Below are 16055 nucleotides of genomic sequence, written 5' to 3'. Positions count from 1 at the left end.
TCAGCATTGAGCAACAAGATCCAGGCCATCCGTGGCATGAACGATCTGCTACCGGAGCAGTCGCCTGTTTGGCAATACTTCGAGCGTCAGATCCAGCATCTCATGCAGCGCTATGGGTATAGCGAAATCCGCACGCCCATCATCGAGCAGACAGCACTGTTCAAGCGGTCGATCGGCGAAGTCACCGATATCGTCGAGAAGGAGATGTATACCTTCGATGATCGCAACGGTGACAGCCTCACGCTGCGGCCCGAAGGTACCGCCAGCTGCGTCCGCGCCGCACTGGAAAATGGCCTGCTGTACAACCAGACCCAGCGTCTGTGGTATCAGGGCCCGATGTTCCGCCACGAACGTCCGCAAAAGGGGCGCTATCGCCAGTTCCACCAGGTCGGTGTGGAAGCCTATGGCATGTACGGACCGGACATCGACGTCGAGATGATCCTGCTCAGCGCCCGCCTATGGGAAGCGCTCGGCTTGATGCCCCACGTCCAACTGGAACTCAACTCGCTGGGCTCCAACGAGGCGCGTGCCGCCTACCGCGATGCGCTGGTCGCCTACTTCGAGGCGCATTCCGATGTCCTTGACGAGGATTCTCGGCGTCGCCTGAACACCAACCCGCTGCGTATCCTGGACTCCAAGAATCCCGACATGGCGGCGATGCTCGCCGACGCGCCGCGCTTGATGGATCACCTCGACGAAGAGTCGCGTGTTCACTTCGCCGAGCTCACCACCATGCTCGAGGCGGCCGGCATCGACTACGTCATCAATCCGCGCCTGGTGCGGGGACTGGACTATTACAGTCGAACCGTGTTCGAGTGGACCACCCAAGCGCTGGGCAGCCAGGGCACGGTATGCGCTGGCGGTCGCTACGATGGCCTGGTCGAGCAGCTGGGCGGCAAGCCTACGCCTGGCGTAGGGTTTGCCATGGGCGTCGAGCGGCTGATTCTGCTACTCGAAACGCTCGATCTGATCCCTGATACTGCGCGACCGCGCACCGACGTCTATCTGACAGCCATGGGCGATGCCGCTAGCCGCGAAGCGATGCTGCTGGGCGAACGCCTGCGTAGCGATCTGCCCGACATGCATCTGCAGCTCCATTGCGGCGGCGGCAGCTTCAAGAGCCAGATCAAGAAAGCCGACAAGAGCGGGGCCCGCATGGCGCTGATACTCGGCGAGGATGAACTGGCGAGCGGCCAGGTAGGGATCAAATTCCTGCGTGAAGAGCGTGATCAAGAAAGCGTTGCCCTCGATGCGCTCGCGGCGCGTCTCAAGACGCTTCTCGCGGAGGCTTGAAGAACGGACTTGAAGAACGACGCGCCGTTTCGTACGAACAGCCATTGAAGGAGACCGCCCGTGGCGGAGCTTATTACTAGCGAAGATGAACAGCTTGAGACGCTCAAGCGCTGGTGGAAAGAGTACGGCAAGGCGGTTATCGCCGGCATCGTACTGGCTGGCGCTGGCGTTTTCGCCTGGAACGCTTGGCAGGATTATCAAGCCTCTCAAGCAGCAGCCGCGTCGCAACGCTATCAACAGCTCACGATGCTGATGCAGCAACCGCAGATGAGCGCCGAGCAACGCGAACAGGCCACGACCATGATCGATGGCTTGGAAAGCGAGCACGGTGGCACCTTGTATGCCGAGCTTGCCGAGCTGATGCGTGCACGCCTGGCGGTCGACGCCGATGACTTGGAGGGTGCCCGCGATACGCTGTCGTCCTTCATCGATGGCAGCGAACATGCGTATCTCAGCGGCCTCGCGCGCCTCAATTTGGCACGCGTGCAGATCGCTCTGGAGAACGCCGAGGGCGCCCTGACGACGCTCGAGGGCGATATTCCTACCGCGCTCGAGGCACAAGCCGCCGAGATCAGCGGCGATGCCCACGCCGCGCTAGGCCAACCCGATGAAGCACGCCAAGCCTATCAGGACGCGCTCGCCCGCGCCGAAGAGCAGGATCAACCGCTTTCCGGCGTACGGCTCAAGCTCGACAATCTCGGTGTAGAGGACGCCAGCTGATGAAATTGAACCACCTACTGTTACCGGCCGCGCTCACCCTATCTACCTTGCTGGTGGGCTGCGCTGGCGACGTCGAGCCACAGTATCCGCCCAAGGAACTCAAGGATTTCTCAGCCTCGGCGACCCTCGACGAGCGCTGGTCTACCTCGGTCGGCGACGGTCTCGGGCGGGCACGTTACCCCTTGATGCCCCTACTCGCCGACGGCACTCTCTATGCCGCCGACGCAAGCGGCCTGTTGCGCGCGCTCGACGCCGATAATGGCGACACCCAATGGGAAGTGCGCTTCGACACACCGCTTTCCAGCGGCATGTCCCGCGATGGTACGCGTTTATATGCCGGTACGCGCAACGGTTCCGTCGTCGCCATCGACCGTGACGACGGCAGCGAAGCCTGGCGCTCCAAGGTCTCCAGCGAAGTGTTGGCCACTCCCCAGGTCAACAGCCAGCTGGTCGTCGTGCAGAGTGTCGACGGCACGGTGACCGCCCTGGACCGTACCTCCGGACAGGAAGAATGGACCTACAGTAGCAGTCAGCCTTCCTTGACCCTGCGCGGCACGGGCACGCCGCGTGTCATCGACCCCGTCTCGTTCGTTGGCTTTGCCAATGGCCGACTGGTGACACTCGACAATCGTAGTGGCCAACCGCTATGGGACATGCGTGTCGCCGTACCCCAAGGGCGTACCGAAGTGGAACAGCTCGTCGACCTCGACGGCCAGCCGGTGCTATCTCAGGACGGTCGCCTGTTCGTGACCAGCTACAACGGCCGCGTCATGGCGCTGGAAGCCACCAGCGGCGAAGTCCTCTGGTCGCGTGACGAATCCAGCTATCTGACCCCGCTGCGCGTCGGCAATTATCTCTTCACCGTCAACGAAGCCAGCCATGTCCTGGCGCTCGACGTCGATAGTGGCAGCGTACTGTGGGAATCCGACGCCCTCGAAGGCCGTGACTTGACCGCACCCACCTTCGTCGACGGCAAGCTGGCGTTAGGCGACTATCAAGGGTATGTCCATCTGCTCAACGCCAGCGATGGCGAACTCGTGGGCCGCACGGAACTCGGCGGCGATGGCATCAGCCTGCCGTTACTGGCCGATGATCAACGGCTCTACACCCTCACCAACGACGGCGAACTGGCCGCCTACGATATCGACGCAAGCGACGATTGAGTGGGCCGCACTTGAGCTTGTGAGCGGGCACCTCGCGATGAGGTGCCCGCGTCATTTGTGGGCCCTTACCGATCAGCAATGCTAGAATCACGCCACGACAACGTGACGCGTGCGTCATGTCCTCTTTGAAGCGACCACGTCGCATGTCCAGCCTCACTCAACGCTTTTGTGCGCCGGTTTACGAGACAACATGAATCCTGTCATCGCCCTGGTAGGCCGACCCAATGTCGGCAAATCGACCCTCTTCAATCGCCTGACTCGCACGCGTGATGCGCTGGTCGCCGACTTTGCGGGCCTGACCCGTGACCGCAAGTACGGCAACGGCGCGCTCGGCGACAAAACCTACACGGTCATCGACACCGGCGGCATCAGCGGCAATGAAGAAGGCATCGACGCCGCCATGGCCGAGCAGTCGCTGCTGGCCATCGACGAAGCCGACATCGTGCTGTTCATGGTCGACGGGCGTAGCGGCCTCACCGCCGCCGATGAAGCCATCGCCAATCACCTACGCGTCAACCAGAAGAAGACCTGGCTGGTGGTCAACAAGACCGATGGGCTCGAAGAGCACTCGGCTTCGGCGGACTTCTGGCAGCTCGGCCTGGGCGATCCACGCCCGATCGCCGCCGCGCATGGGCGCAACGTAACCGCCTTGATCGACGAGGTGCTTGCGCCTTTTCCTCCGCGCGAGGCCAACGCCGCGCCACCGGATCTCAGCAACGGCATTCGCATCGGCGTCATCGGTCGCCCCAATGTCGGCAAGTCGACGCTGGTCAACCGCCTGCTGGGCGAAGAGCGCGTCATCGTCTTCGATGAGGCCGGCACCACGCGTGATGCCATAGAGATCCCCTTCGAACGCCGCGGCAAGCCCTATGTGCTGGTCGACACCGCCGGCGTGCGGCGACGCAAGAACGTCAAGGAAACCGCCGAGAAGTTCTCGATCATCAAGACACTCGAAGCCATCAAGGACTGCCATGTGGCGATCATGGTGCTTGACGCGCGCAGCGGCTTGGTCGAACAGGATATGCACCTGCTCGACTATGTCCTGAGTAGTGGGCGCGCGCTGGTACTAGCGGTCAACAAATGGGACGGCCTCGAGCAAGAAGCCAAGGACAAGATGCGCGCCGCCATCAAGCGTCGTCTCGGCTTCGCCGATTACGCCGAGATGCATTTCATCTCCGCGCTACACGGTACCGCAGTAGGCGATCTTTACCCCTCCATCACGCGAGCCTTCGATTCGGCCAACAGTCACTGGTCGACCAATCGCTTGACCACCCTCTTGCAGGATGCGGTCAGCGAGCATCAGCCACCGTTGGTCCACGGTCGCCGTATCAAGTTGCGGATGGCCCACCAGGGCGGCAGCAACCCGCCCATCATCGTGGTTCACGGCAATCAGACTGGCTCACTGCCCGAGGCGTACAAGCGGTACCTGATCAACACCTTCCGCAAGGTGCTCAAGGTACGCGGCACGCCGATGCGCTTCGAGTTCCGCTCGGGCGACAACCCCTACGACGAAAATGCCGGCGCCAGCGACCGTGAGAAGGCCAAGAAGCGCGAACTGAACCGCACGCGCGAAGCGCGCAAGAATCGCCGCTGAGATGCGTCACTCGTCGCCATTGCCGAGCACTCGATTGCGCCCCGCCAGCTTGGCGCGGTAGAGCCTTTGATCGATGGCGTCGAGGCCCGCCTCGACGCTGGGCGCATCATGCAGACCCGCCACCCCGGCGGAAAACGTCACCCCGAGATCGCCACGGTCATTGATCATCTGCGTCTGCGATTGGAACTGCAGGCGTATGCGTTCGATCGCATGTTGCGCGTCCTCGGGGCTACAGTGCGGCAACACGACACAAAACGCCCCACCGGCGTAACGTCCCACGTGGTCGATGAAACGCAGTTGCTGCGTCAAGTGCTCAGCGAGGAGGCGGATCACGTAGTCGCCACTGGCATGCCCATGGTGAGCATTCAACGCCCCGACATGATCGATATCGATCAGCGCCAGGCTAGTGGGGGTACCGCTACGCTGGGCACGGGCGAATTCGACTTCCAACAGCTCCTGCAAGGCGGCGGGGGTAAGCACGCCAGTCATGCCATCGCGCGCCACCCAGCGCCGCGAGCTACGCGCTCGGTGGGCGTGTGACAACACCGTGGCCACCAGGGCATCGTCATCGACCGGCTTGCCAAGAAAAGCGTCACCGCTGCGCGTCAAGGCTTGATCACGCACGTCATCGCCGGCCGCCAGATAAACCACGGGCAAGTCCCGCCAGGTGTCGTCGAGGCGCATCACGTTGGCCATTTCGCGCCCTGTGCACGTAGGCAAGCGCGTGTCCACCAAGGCCAGATCGGGGCGATAATCGCGCAGTGCGACCAGGGTCTCGGCCGGCACATTGACCACCCATGAGTCGATCCCCGCACCGTCCAGCACGAGGTGGTAGTGTTCGGCCAGTTCGACATCATCATCGACGATCAGCACACGCAGCGGTTCCGGCGTGGGGCCCGGCATCAGGCGATCCAGGCATCTATCGATCAGCGAGGCGTCAAGCGGTGGCACGAAGTAACCCACCGCGCCATGGCGAATCGCCGAGAGCCTCGCCGTAAAATCGTCCTCATCGCCGAATATCAGAAGGTGGGGCGCAGACGGCCACCCGCCCCACCAGGCGCTCCAACGAGAACGCGTCACACTACTCTCATCGATCAGCACGGCGTCGGGCTGCCACGCCACCAGGGCGTCGACATCACGCATGGCATACTCGTGACACACATATCCCAACGCGCTCAAGGCCTCGCCCAGCGCACGTCGCCGTAGTGGCTCGTCACCGAGCAAGGCGATGCGCACCGACGCGGTCTCTGGCTGGGCCAGCGTAGCGTGTGCGGGACGCAGGTCGTCGAGACTGGGCAGTTGCTCTGTCCCGTATCGCAGACGCGGTTGCAGCGCCGCCAGTGTGTAGGGAGCAGGCAGCACGCCCCCACCGAGCCACTGGCGCACCTGATGTGCCACCTCGCCGCATGTCTCGCTCAAGGCGTCATAACCAAAGCTACCGGCGGAATCCGCAATACGCTGAAGAGCCTCGCAGACTGCCTCCAGTTCCACCGCCGATGCAGCATGATCGCGGGTACTCATCTCCTCGACTTGCGCCATTACCGCCTGCAAGTCGTCATGCAATCGCTCGACGTATTGCACGCGTAATGCCTCGAGGCGCCGACTGCGTTCGCTCTCTTGCATACCGCCCTCTCCCTGACCGTAAGTCCGCCTCTCAGCACTGAATATTACGACTCTTGCGCCTCTTGCGTCGCACCCACCCACTGGCAGGCAAACTGCCAGGCGGCGCGCCCGCTTCTCACCCCGCGCAAGGTGGCAAAGCGCACTGCGTCCTCGCGGGCCGCATCGCTCCAGGCGGCCTCCCCACCCAGATAGTGTACCCAATGCCGGCATGCCGTCAGATACGCATCCTGATTGAAAGGATGGAAGGCCAGCCACAGCCCGAAGCGGTCGGATAGCGAGATACGCTCCTCCACTGCGTCACCATGATGGAGCTCACCATCGACCAGTCGAGTGTCCTGGTTGTCGGCGAGCGACTCAGGCAGTAAGTGACGCCGGTTGGATGTGGCATATAGCAGCACATTCTCGGGCGGACCGGTCAAGGTACCGTCGAGCACGCTCTTGAGCGCTTTATAGGCGTCGTCGTGGCCCTCGAAGGAGAGATCGTCGCAGTATACGATGAAGCGATGCGCCGAGCCTCGCAGCCGTTGCACCAATCCTGGTAGACCCACCAGATCGTGGCGATCGACCTGAATCAAGCGCAGCCCTTCCGGTGCCAGCGTGTTGAGCAAGGCCCTGACCATCGACGACTTGCCGCTGCCGCGTGCGCCCCAGAGCAGCGCATGATTCGCCGGGCGCCCGTGCAAGAAAGCGCGCGTGTTGCGCAAAAGCGCCGTCTTCTGGCGCTCGATGCCGACCAGGTCGTCCATGCCGACGCTATCGCGCGCAGCCACCGGGATCAATTGTCCGCCCAGCGCGTTACGCTGCCAGATTGCCGCCACATCTCGCGCCCAATCGACGGTCTCGGGCTCCGGCGGTAGCCATGCCTCGACCCGGTCCAGCACCTTGTGCAGACGTTGCGCTAGATCGGCATCCATCCTGCTCCTCCTATCATTGCTCATTCCAGAATCCCGCCTATATATAGCTGGTTGACCCAGCGGGGCATCAAGGTATCTTGGAGCCGTTTGGTTGCCGGGTCCAGAACCCATCAGGAGATCCTCATGAAAAGGACGTTGCCGTCTCGCCTACGCACGCCGCTCGCCATCGCCATGGCCGGCCTCACGCTTGCCGCCTGCAGCACATCGCCCTTGGGCCGAAGCCAATTGGCGCTGTTTTCCAACGATGAGCTCGAGCAGATGGGGCAGCAAAGCTTCGCCCAGTATCAGGAAAAATTGCCCGAGGTCGGTGGCGCCACGCACGATTACGTGCAGTGCGTGGCCAACGCCATCACCGCCGAGGTGCCCGCCGATGCGCAGGTCGACGATTGGGAGGTCAAGGTCTTCAAGGACGACTCGGCCAACGCCTTCGCCCTGCCGGGGGGATACATCGGGGTCAATAGCGGCCTGCTGGATATCGCCGAGGGCCAGGACCAACTGGCCGCTGTCATCGGCCACGAGGTAGCACACGTCCTCGCGCATCACGCCAACGAGCGTGTATCGACGCAAGCCGCCACGCAGACCGGACTCTCGATCCTGCAATCGGCCGCGGGGCTGGAAGGCGCTACCGGCGAACAGCTCATGGGGCTTCTCGGTGCGGGCGCTCAATATGGCGTGATCCTGCCCTTCTCGCGCAAGCACGAATCGGAAGCCGACAAGCTGGGCCTGGACTTGATGGCCGAGGCCGGCTTCAACCCCAGTGCCAGCATCGACCTATGGCAGAACATGGCCTCGCAAAGCCAGGGCGCACCCCCGGAATGGCTTTCCACCCACCCCAGCAACCAGTCACGCATTCAAGGCTTGCAAGATCGTCTCGATGAAGCCAAGCCGCTCTACGAGCAGGCCCGGGCTAACGGAAAGCGCCCCAATTGCCAACGCTGATCGTTCCCTGAAAGCCAGTGGGAGGGAACTTGTTCCCGATGATGTCAGCCACTTCCATCGCGAATGAATTCGCTCCCACACCGGCGCCTGACCTCAGGTGCCTGCGGAACGTCAAAGTTCGTGGCGTAACGTATCGCGTACCGGCCCAGTATCGGGGCGCACATGCCGCCACAAGAAGAACGACTCTGCAGCCTGTTCGATTAACATGCCCAAGCCATCGATCGTGCGCGCGCCGCGAGTGCCCGCCCATTGCAGGAAGACGGTCGGATCGGCGGCGTACATCATATCGTAGGCGACGCCCGTATCGGTGAGCAGCGTGTCGGGCAGAGGGGGCAAATCGCCGCCCAGCGAGGCACTGGTGCCATTGATGACCACATCGAAAGGGCCTTCCAGGGCGTCATAACCGCCGCCCGTCACGCACGCCTGTTGCTGCCCACGTTCTTGCGAGTGAACGTCAGCGGCCAGGCTGACGGCCTTCTCAGCCGTACGGTTGGCAATATGCAGGGACCGCGGCCCCGCCGCCAGCAACGGATCGAGTACGCCGCGCACCGCCCCGCCCGCACCGAGCACGAGAACGCGCGCGTCATCGAGCGTCACGCCGTGCGCCTCGAGGTCACGCACCAGACCCACACCGTCGGTGGTATCGCCATAGGTGCGCCCATCGCGGCCGTGTACCAGCGTATTGACGGCTCCCGCTCTACGCGCGCGCTGACTGAGCACGTCCGCCAGGCGATACGCCTCTTCCTTGAACGGCACGGTGACATTGGCGCCACATCCGCCAGCCGCCACGAAGGCCTGCCAGGCGCCAGCGAAGTCCTCGCGCGGCGCCTCGATGGCCTCGTAGGTCATGGCCTGGCCACACTGCTCGGCGAATAGCGCATGAATGCGCGGTGAGCGCGAATGCGCGATGGGGTTGCCGAAGACACAGTAACGCTCGCTCATGCCTCGGCCTCCTCGAGCCATTCGCGTGGGTGCAGAAATTCATCGCCCAGGCGCGCCTCATCGCTTCCCGGCTCGGGCTCCCAACAATATTGCCACTGAGCCAGCGGCGGCATCGACATCAGGATCGACTCGGTGCGCCCACCGCTTTGCAGTCCGAACAGGGTGCCGCGATCCCAGACCAGATTGAACTCGACGTAACGGCCGCGCCGGAACGCCTGAAAGTCGCGTTCACGCTCGCCGTAGGGCGTCTCGCGCCGCCCCCGCACGATGGGTAGATAAGCGTCGAGGAAGGCATCGCCCACCGCCTGCTGGAACGCGAAGCAGTGCTCGAAGTCCCATTCGTTGAGATCATCGAAGAACAACCCGCCGACGCCGCGCGTTTCGCCGCGATGATGGAGCTTAAAATAATCGTCGCACCACTGCTTGAAGCGCGGGTAGACATCATCACCGAACGGCTGGCAAGTATCGCGGGCCACGCGGTGCCAGTGGACCACGTCCTCGAACACCGGATAAAACGGCGTCAGGTCGAAACCGCCGCCGAACCACCAGACGGGATCGGCATCGTCTTTTTCGGCGATGAAGAAGCGCACGTTGCCATGCGCCGTGGGCACGTGTGGATTGCGCGGATGCAGTACCCAAGACACACCCACGGCATGAAAGCTGCGCCCAGCCAATTCGGGCCGCGCGGCCGAGGCCGAAGCCGGCAGGCGCTCGCCGAAGACGTGCGAGAAATTGACCCCACCCTTCTCGAACACATGGCCGTTCTCGATCACCCGCGAGCGACCGCCACCGCCCGACTCGCGTGTCCAGCTATCTTCACGGAAGGCCGCGCCATCCTCGGCAGCCAAGCCTTCACAGAGACGTTCCTGCAAGTCGAGTAGATACTCCTTCACCTTGTCGAGATGGGGATGTGCCACGTCACGCTCCTCGGGTTGTCGGTTGGTTTGACTCATGTAGCACTCGGCCATGGCGCAAGCGCGTGCATACACCGGCACGCCTCAATCGCGCAGGACCTCGCCGCTTTCCAGATCACGGATCGTGCTCGGCCGCGCATAGCCGCCCAGCGCCCCCTCGACGAGCGTCACCGACTCGCCGAAGGCCGCACGTATATCGTCGGCGCTCATCGCAGGCGATTCTCCGGCACGATTGGCCGAGGTCGAGACCAGCGGCCCGCCGAAGGCATCGCACAATGTCTGTACCAGAGGATGGTCGCTGACACGCACCGCCAAGGTGGCGTGCTCGCCGCGCAACAACGGGCGTGCCTGCCCGTTGTCGGGTATCAGCCAGGTGGTGGGCACCGTGTGGCTGGCCGCCAGACGCGCGCGCTGCGTCGCGTCGAGCCCTTCCAGCCAGGGGGCCAATTGAGACACGTCCCCGGCGATCAGGATCAGACCCTTGGCAGGATCGCGTTGCTTGAGTTCGATCAGCCGCGCCAGCGCGGTATCGTCATCGGGGTCGCAGCCCAGCCCCCACACCGCTTCGGTGGGGTAAGCCACGATGCCACCACGGCGCAATGCCGCCACGGCGTGACTGAGAGTGTCGGAGGTCTCTGACATGGCGCAGGATGTCGCTTCACGGCAATACAAGGTATAGCCATCTTATCATGCACGTGGGGGAAGACGCCGCGCCAAGCTGTCGCAGGCCTAGCGCGTGGCACGGCGCACCCACCCCCCGCTAACCTGCGCAGCCTGACCGTCGAGCTCCAGTTCCAGCAGGCGCATCTGGCATCCGCCGACATCCAGTTCGCTGCGCTCGACGAGCACGTCCAGCGGCGTGGGGGCCGTGTCCAACAACGCCAGTAACGGATCCTGGGGCACATCGGAGGGCGCCGGTGCCTCCGCACGCATCGAAGGCGTCGCCGTGTCGGCCTCGGGTGACGTCGCGTTCAATGCCTGCCAATGGCCGAGCTGCTCGAGAATATCGTCGCGTCCGCGTACCAGGCAGGCGCCGTCGCGGATCAACCCCAGGTTGCCGCGTGCCTGCACATTGTGCAGCGAGCCGGGAATCGCGAAGACCTCGCGGTTCTGCTCCATCGCCAGCCGCGCGCTGACCAGCGAACCGCTCTTCTCGGCCGCCTCGACGACCAAAACGCCCAACGATAGCCCAGTGATGATGCGATTGCGGCGCGGGAAATAGCGCGCATGCGCCCGCGTTTCAGCGGGGTGCTCGGAGAGGAGTAGACCACCTTCATCGAGCAGACGGCGATAAAGGCCAGCATGACGGGGCGGGTAGATCACATCCACACCGCAGCCGAGTACCGCGACGCTGCGACCGCCGGCATCCAACGCCGCCCGCTGAGCCACGCCATCGACACCCAGCGCCATGCCGCTGACGATGGAGAAGCCCGCCTCGACGAGTTCGCGGGCGAAGAAGGCCGCGTTGTCGCTGCCTTCGCGGGTCGGGCGCCGCGTGCCAACCATGCCCAGCCCCGGCAGATCGAGCGCGGCCAAATCGCCCTTGGCCCATAACAGCGCCGGCGGATCGACGATTTCATCGAGCAAAGCGGGCCAGGCCGGATGACCGGGATACAAGAGATGATGCGATGGCTGGCTCGCCTCCCACGCCAGAGCCGCCGTGACCGGTGTCTCCAAAGGGCTCTTCGCAGGATGATCGAGCCAGTACCGCAGCGTGTCACGCGGCCCGGCAGGCATTGCCGCCAGCCAAGCCTCGGGCCAGTCATCGGCCAAGCCTTGCGCGGCCAGTTCACGGCGAATGACCGCCAAACGCCGTGCGCCGAGTTTGGGGAGATGCGCCAGGGCACACCACTCTCTTGCTGTCATCATGTACGACTTCCTCACCGGGCTTCGAATGACGTCAACACACTCCGCTCGGCCGTGCTCACGCCATCGCCCACTTCCAGCGGCCGCGAGGCCTTAATGACCAGCGCGTAGCTGACCCGCTCGAAACTCTCGAACACCATTGCCATGCCGCCGGGCTCACCCGGCAAACGTAAGGTGCCACCTTCGAGTGGATCATTCACCTGCACCGGCGGGGCATCCAAGGCCAGTACGGTCCCCGGCGTCACGTCATTCCTGCGCCCCAGGTCGATCGCCACGATGCTGTGCCGGCCGACATAGCTCACACCCTCGGGCACGCCCAGAATTTCGCCATCGACGGCATGGTCTGGCACATGAGGGGACAACGTCAGGGAAAGCGGCTCTTCACGATACGGCAGCAGGCGATCGCCGGGGCGTATTTCCTGACGCGCCCGGCGCACCTCGAAGACATCCAGGTCGCCTTCGCGCTTCACCCAGCGGGCCTCGCCCACGGCACGCAGCTCGATGCCCAGCAACGCGTCGCTGTCCGGATCATGGTAGATCGTGCCGGGGCGATAGATGACGCGCCGCGCGTCACGCGAGCGTGCGGCCTCCTCGCCTGTACGGACATAAATCCGGTCGCCACTCCCAACCAATTGATGCCCCTCCTCGCCCGCAACGACGTAGGGCGTATCGTCCAGCGCGGCTCGCGAGTCGATGAGGCGATATTCGTTCATGAAGGGCGCCACCGTCTGGCGCTCGAGGGTGGGAGCCGCTTCGCTCGGCGGCAGTTCACGCACACGTGGGGACAAATGCACGACCTCACGCGGTTCCTCGGCGGCATAGACCGCGCCGACAATAGCGACCAGTGCCAGCCCGAGTCCTACTCGCATACCGCCGCGCCACCACCCGGCAGCGCTCCCACCATATCCTGCCCTCATGATCGTCTCTTCTTCTGATTGCTCGCACGTCAACGTGCCACCGCACCGATGCCCTGGGCCCTCGGCATGCGTCAGGACGCACTGCTATACTATTCACATGTTCCGTCGCCCTGCTTTAACGCTGCCGGCGGCGCACCGCCTAGTGATTCGCTATCGGGGGCATCGGCGTCCTTTCGGTTCCGTTCCCGCCAGCGGCGCATTACACTAGCGGACAAATTTCACGTGACAGCATAACGGTTTTCTTAACGCCATGGCCAAGCTGACCATTCTCGAATTTCCCGATGGACGCCTGCGCAACAAGGCGGCGCCCGTCGAGACCGTCGACGACGAGATCCGTACGCTGGTCGACGACATGCTCGACACCATGTACGACGCCCAGGGCATCGGCCTGGCCGCGACCCAGGTCGACGTGCACCGCCGCGTCATCGTCATGGATGTCAGTGACGATCGCTCGCAGCCCCGCGTACTGATCAACCCCGAATACACCCCCCTGGGTGACGAGCGCGAGCCCATGCAGGAAGGCTGCTTGTCGATTCCCGACCATTACGCCGAGGTGCCGCGTGCGTTGCGGGTATCGCTCAAGGCGCTGGATCGCGATGGCACGCCTTACGAATTGGAGGCCGATGGCCTGCTCGCCCACTGCATCCAGCATGAGTGCGATCATCTCGAAGGCACGCTGTTCGTCGACTATCTCTCGCCGCTCAAGCGCGACCGAATCATGAAAAAGATGCAGAAACGCCACAAGGCCATGCAGGACGCCTGAGGCTACGCCCCCTCTCGCCTCGCACTCGCCAAACGGGCCGGCACTTGCCGGTCCGTGGCATTCATCCAGGTCCCGCAAGCCGTTACGGAAGTCCGCCCGATGTCCCAGTCTCTGCGCGTCGCATTCGCCGGCACGCCCGATTTCGCCGCCGCCAGCCTCGCGGCGCTGCTCGAAAGCCGCCACGAAGTGGTCTCGGTGCATACCCAGCCCGACCGTGGCGCGGGACGCGGGCGCAAGCTCACGCCCAGCCCGGTCAAGGCACTGGCGCTCGAACACGCGCTGCCCGTCCATCAGCCGACCACGCTCAAGGACCCCGTCGCCCGTCAGGCACTCACCGATGACAACGCCGACGTACTGGTCGTGGTCGCCTATGGATTGATACTCCCGCAAGCAGTACTGGATATCCCGCGCCTGGGTTGCCTCAACGTGCATGCCTCGCTGTTGCCCCGTTGGCGCGGCGCGGCGCCCATTCAGCGCGCCATCGAAGCCGGCGACACGCGTAGCGGAGTGACCATCATGCAGATGGACGCCGGCCTCGATACCGGCGACATGCTGCTGGTACGCGACACGCCGATCACCGCGACGACCACCAGCGGCGAGCTGCACGACCGCCTTGCCACATTGGGCGGAAAGGCCATCGTCGAGGCGCTCGATGCCCTGGCGGACACGGGCCTGACAGCGACCCCCCAACCGGCAGAGGGCATCACCTACGCCACCAAGCTCAGCAAGGCCGAGGCCGAGCTCGATTTCACGTGCCCCGCCGCCGAACTCGCCACCCGTGTGCGTGCCTTCAACCCCTGGCCCGTGGCCTGGACGCGCCTCGCGGGCGACACACTGCGCCTGTGGCTGGCCGAGCCCGACGCTGAGTCCGATACCGCCACGGCCCCCGGCACCCTGCTGGAGAGCGCCCCGGATGCGCTGCGCATCGCCTGCGGCCCCGATGGCACCCAGGTGCTGCGCATCACCCGCGCCCAACTGCCCGGCGGCAAGCCGCTCGCGGTGCGCGATCTGCTCAACGCCCGTGGCGAGCGCTTTGCTCCGGGACAGCTACTGGGTCAGGAGACCACCTCATGAGCACACCGGACATTCGCGCCGTCTGCGCCTCCGCTCTGGCCCCCGTGCTCGACGGCAAGGGATCGCTGAACGCGCTCGATAGCATCTTGGAATCCGCTGGCGTCGAGGGTCGCGATCGCGGCCTGGCCAAGGCGCTGTGTTTCGGTGTCTGCCGCACGTTGCCGCGCCTCGAGGCGCTGTCCAAGATTCTACTGCGCCAGTCCTTCAAGCGCCGCGACCAGGACATCCAGGCGTTGTTGTTGCTCGGCCTCTATCAGCTCTTGTACATGCGTGTCCCCGCGCACGCCGCCGTGGGGGAAACCGCCGGGGCCGCCCGCGCGCTGGGCAAGGGCTGGGCCACGCGTGTGCTCAATGGCTGCCTGCGCCGCTTTCAGCGCGATACTCAGACGCTTCAAGCGCAGGTCGATCGTGACCCGAGCATCGCGCTGCTGCATCCCGAATGGATGCTCACGCGTTGGCGCGAGGCCTGGCCCGACGACTGGCGCGAGCTGGCCAAGGCCAACAATCAGCCCGGCCCCATGACCCTGCGCGTCAATCGTCGCCACGTAGATCGCGAAACGTACTTGGCCCGCTTGCGGGATGCCGGGCTGGCCGCCGACCCTACGCCGTACGCGCCGGATGGCGTGACCTTGCACGAAGCCTGCGACGTTCGCGCCCTACCCGGCTTCAGTGAGGGCGCGGTGAGCGTGCAGGACGAGGCCGCCCAGTTGACCGCACCATTACTCGCACCGGCTCTGGCCACGACGCCCGGCGCTCGTGTGCTGGATGCCTGCAGCGCTCCCGGCGGCAAGACCGCGCACCTGCTCGAAGCCTTCGATCTCGAACTCACCGCGTTGGATAGCGATGCCGAGCGACTCAGCCGCGTCGACGCCACCCTGGCGCGCCTCGGGCTCGAGGCCACCACGTTGACCGCCGACGCCAGCCGCCTCGAGTGGTGGGATGAACACACTTTCGATGCCGTGCTGCTCGACGCGCCCTGCTCGGGCACTGGTGTCATTCGTCGCCACCCGGATATCAAGCGCCTGCGTCGTCCCAACGATATCCGCGAACTCGCCGCGCTGCAGGCCCGCCTGCTCGACACGCTGTGGACCACCCTCGCCCCTGGCGGCACGTTGCTCTATGCCACCTGCTCGGTAATGCCCGAAGAGAATGTGGATCAGGTCGCGGCCTTCCTTGCCCGCACCCCGGACGCCAGCGCCGACAAACTCGACGTCGACTGGGGCCGCCCCGCCGGCGCCGGACGCCAGCTTCTGCCACGCATCGACGGCCACGATGGCTTCTTCTACGCCCGTTTGCGCAAGCAGTCCACGTAACCCGCCCCCCCCATCGGCGC

General features: G+C 64.4%; 15 protein-coding genes. 8 read left to right on the top strand and 7 right to left on the bottom strand.

From position 1 onward, the window contains the following. Positions 1-6: 6 nt before the first annotated feature. From hisS to der, 4 genes are all read left to right on the top strand, one after another. A complete protein-coding gene (hisS, locus tag KZO83_RS07305) occupies positions 7-1293 on the top strand; it encodes a histidine--tRNA ligase (RefSeq protein ID WP_247620303.1) in 1287 nt (428 codons plus the stop codon). A gap of 60 nt (positions 1294-1353) precedes the next feature. Beyond that, complete coding sequence (locus KZO83_RS07300; protein WP_247620302.1) at positions 1354-2013, top strand: YfgM family protein; 660 nt, start codon at positions 1354-1356, stop codon at positions 2011-2013. Further along, positions 2013-3176, top strand: a complete 1164-nt coding sequence (gene bamB, locus KZO83_RS07295; RefSeq protein ID WP_247620301.1) for an outer membrane protein assembly factor BamB — start codon at positions 2013-2015, stop codon at positions 3174-3176. Before KZO83_RS07300 ends, bamB begins: the two co-directional genes overlap by 1 nt. Positions 3177-3366: 190 nt before the next feature. Beyond that, on the top strand, positions 3367-4770 hold the full coding sequence (gene der / locus KZO83_RS07290; protein WP_075368330.1) for a ribosome biogenesis GTPase Der: 1404 nt from the start codon (positions 3367-3369) through the stop codon (positions 4768-4770). Positions 4771-4776: 6 nt separating this feature from the next. On the opposite strand, the gene KZO83_RS07285 is transcribed toward der, so the two are convergent. Both KZO83_RS07285 and KZO83_RS07280 read right to left on the bottom strand, forming a co-directional pair. Continuing rightward, on the bottom strand, positions 4777-6393 hold the full coding sequence (locus KZO83_RS07285; protein ID WP_247620300.1) for a diguanylate cyclase: 1617 nt from the start codon (positions 6391-6393) through the stop codon (positions 4777-4779). 44 nt (positions 6394-6437) lie between these two features. Continuing rightward, entirely contained in the window at positions 6438-7307 is an 870-nt protein-coding gene (locus KZO83_RS07280; RefSeq protein WP_075368333.1) for an ATP-binding protein, read from the bottom strand. Between the two features lie 123 nt (positions 7308-7430). On the opposite strand from KZO83_RS07280, the gene KZO83_RS07275 reads away from it, so the two are divergent. Further along, the gene (locus KZO83_RS07275) at positions 7431-8246 is read left to right on the top strand and encodes a M48 family metallopeptidase (protein WP_075368334.1); all 816 of its coding nucleotides are present in this window, start codon (positions 7431-7433) and stop codon (positions 8244-8246) included. A 111-nt stretch (positions 8247-8357) separates the two neighbouring features. Here the strand turns inward: KZO83_RS07275 and aroE are convergent, their stop codons facing one another. The 5 genes from aroE to KZO83_RS07250 form a co-directional block, all read right to left on the bottom strand. After that, complete coding sequence (gene aroE, locus KZO83_RS07270; RefSeq protein ID WP_075368335.1) at positions 8358-9188, bottom strand: shikimate dehydrogenase; 831 nt, start codon at positions 9186-9188, stop codon at positions 8358-8360. Continuing rightward, positions 9185-10105 (bottom strand): oxygen-dependent coproporphyrinogen oxidase, encoded by a 921-nt coding sequence (hemF, locus tag KZO83_RS07265; RefSeq protein WP_040243329.1) that lies wholly within the window; start codon positions 10103-10105, stop codon positions 9185-9187. Before hemF ends, aroE begins: the two co-directional genes overlap by 4 nt. A gap of 81 nt (positions 10106-10186) precedes the next feature. Beyond that, the gene (gene tsaC, locus KZO83_RS07260) at positions 10187-10744 is read right to left on the bottom strand and encodes an L-threonylcarbamoyladenylate synthase type 1 TsaC (RefSeq protein ID WP_247620299.1); all 558 of its coding nucleotides are present in this window, start codon (positions 10742-10744) and stop codon (positions 10187-10189) included. An 87-nt stretch (positions 10745-10831) separates the two neighbouring features. Continuing rightward, on the bottom strand, positions 10832-11971 hold the full coding sequence (gene dprA, locus KZO83_RS07255; RefSeq protein ID WP_083632685.1) for a DNA-processing protein DprA: 1140 nt from the start codon (positions 11969-11971) through the stop codon (positions 10832-10834). 11 nt (positions 11972-11982) lie between these two features. Then, complete coding sequence (locus tag KZO83_RS07250; protein WP_247620298.1) at positions 11983-12885, bottom strand: peptidoglycan-binding protein; 903 nt, start codon at positions 12883-12885, stop codon at positions 11983-11985. A 250-nt stretch (positions 12886-13135) separates the two neighbouring features. Between KZO83_RS07250 and def the strand changes: the two genes are divergently transcribed. From def to rsmB, 3 genes are all read left to right on the top strand, one after another. Further along, positions 13136-13648, top strand: a complete 513-nt coding sequence (gene def / locus KZO83_RS07245; protein ID WP_040242959.1) for a peptide deformylase — start codon at positions 13136-13138, stop codon at positions 13646-13648. 99 nt (positions 13649-13747) lie between these two features. Then, positions 13748-14722: a methionyl-tRNA formyltransferase gene (gene fmt, locus KZO83_RS07240; protein WP_247620297.1), complete on the top strand. Its 975-nt coding sequence runs from the start codon at positions 13748-13750 to the stop codon at positions 14720-14722. Further along, positions 14719-16035 carry a 16S rRNA (cytosine(967)-C(5))-methyltransferase RsmB gene (gene rsmB, locus KZO83_RS07235; protein ID WP_247620296.1) on the top strand — a complete coding sequence of 439 codons (1317 nt, stop codon included), beginning with the start codon at positions 14719-14721 and terminating at the stop codon, positions 16033-16035. Before fmt ends, rsmB begins: the two co-directional genes overlap by 4 nt. Positions 16036-16055: the final 20 nt, after the last annotated feature.

It is taken from the genome of Chromohalobacter moromii, assembly GCF_023091865.1.
Taxonomy (GTDB): Bacteria; Pseudomonadota; Gammaproteobacteria; order Pseudomonadales; family Halomonadaceae; genus Chromohalobacter; species Chromohalobacter moromii.
Note: the sequence above shows the minus strand (reverse complement) of the source record. Positions and strands in the feature narration are given on the sequence as shown.

Excerpts from the sequence above, each read along its gene's own strand:
- bamB (WP_247620301.1), top strand. The coding sequence starts at position 2,013 with ATGAAATTGAACCACCTACTGTTACCGGCCGCGCTCACCCTATCTACC.
- der (WP_075368330.1), top strand. The coding sequence starts at position 3,367 with ATGAATCCTGTCATCGCCCTGGTAGGCCGACCCAATGTCGGCAAATCG.
- KZO83_RS07285 (WP_247620300.1), bottom strand. The coding sequence starts at position 6,393 with ATGCAAGAGAGCGAACGCAGTCGGCGCCTCGAGGCATTACGCGTGCAA.
- KZO83_RS07280 (WP_075368333.1), bottom strand. The coding sequence starts at position 7,307 with ATGGATGCCGATCTAGCGCAACGTCTGCACAAGGTGCTGGACCGGGTC.
- KZO83_RS07275 (WP_075368334.1), top strand. The coding sequence starts at position 7,431 with ATGAAAAGGACGTTGCCGTCTCGCCTACGCACGCCGCTCGCCATCGCC.
- aroE (WP_075368335.1), bottom strand. The coding sequence starts at position 9,188 with ATGAGCGAGCGTTACTGTGTCTTCGGCAACCCCATCGCGCATTCGCGC.
- tsaC (WP_247620299.1), bottom strand. The coding sequence starts at position 10,744 with ATGTCAGAGACCTCCGACACTCTCAGTCACGCCGTGGCGGCATTGCGC.
- dprA (WP_083632685.1), bottom strand. The coding sequence starts at position 11,971 with ATGATGACAGCAAGAGAGTGGTGTGCCCTGGCGCATCTCCCCAAACTC.
- KZO83_RS07250 (WP_247620298.1), bottom strand. The coding sequence starts at position 12,885 with ATGAGGGCAGGATATGGTGGGAGCGCTGCCGGGTGGTGGCGCGGCGGT.
- def (WP_040242959.1), top strand. The coding sequence starts at position 13,136 with ATGGCCAAGCTGACCATTCTCGAATTTCCCGATGGACGCCTGCGCAAC.
- fmt (WP_247620297.1), top strand. The coding sequence starts at position 13,748 with ATGTCCCAGTCTCTGCGCGTCGCATTCGCCGGCACGCCCGATTTCGCC.
- rsmB (WP_247620296.1), top strand. The coding sequence starts at position 14,719 with ATGAGCACACCGGACATTCGCGCCGTCTGCGCCTCCGCTCTGGCCCCC.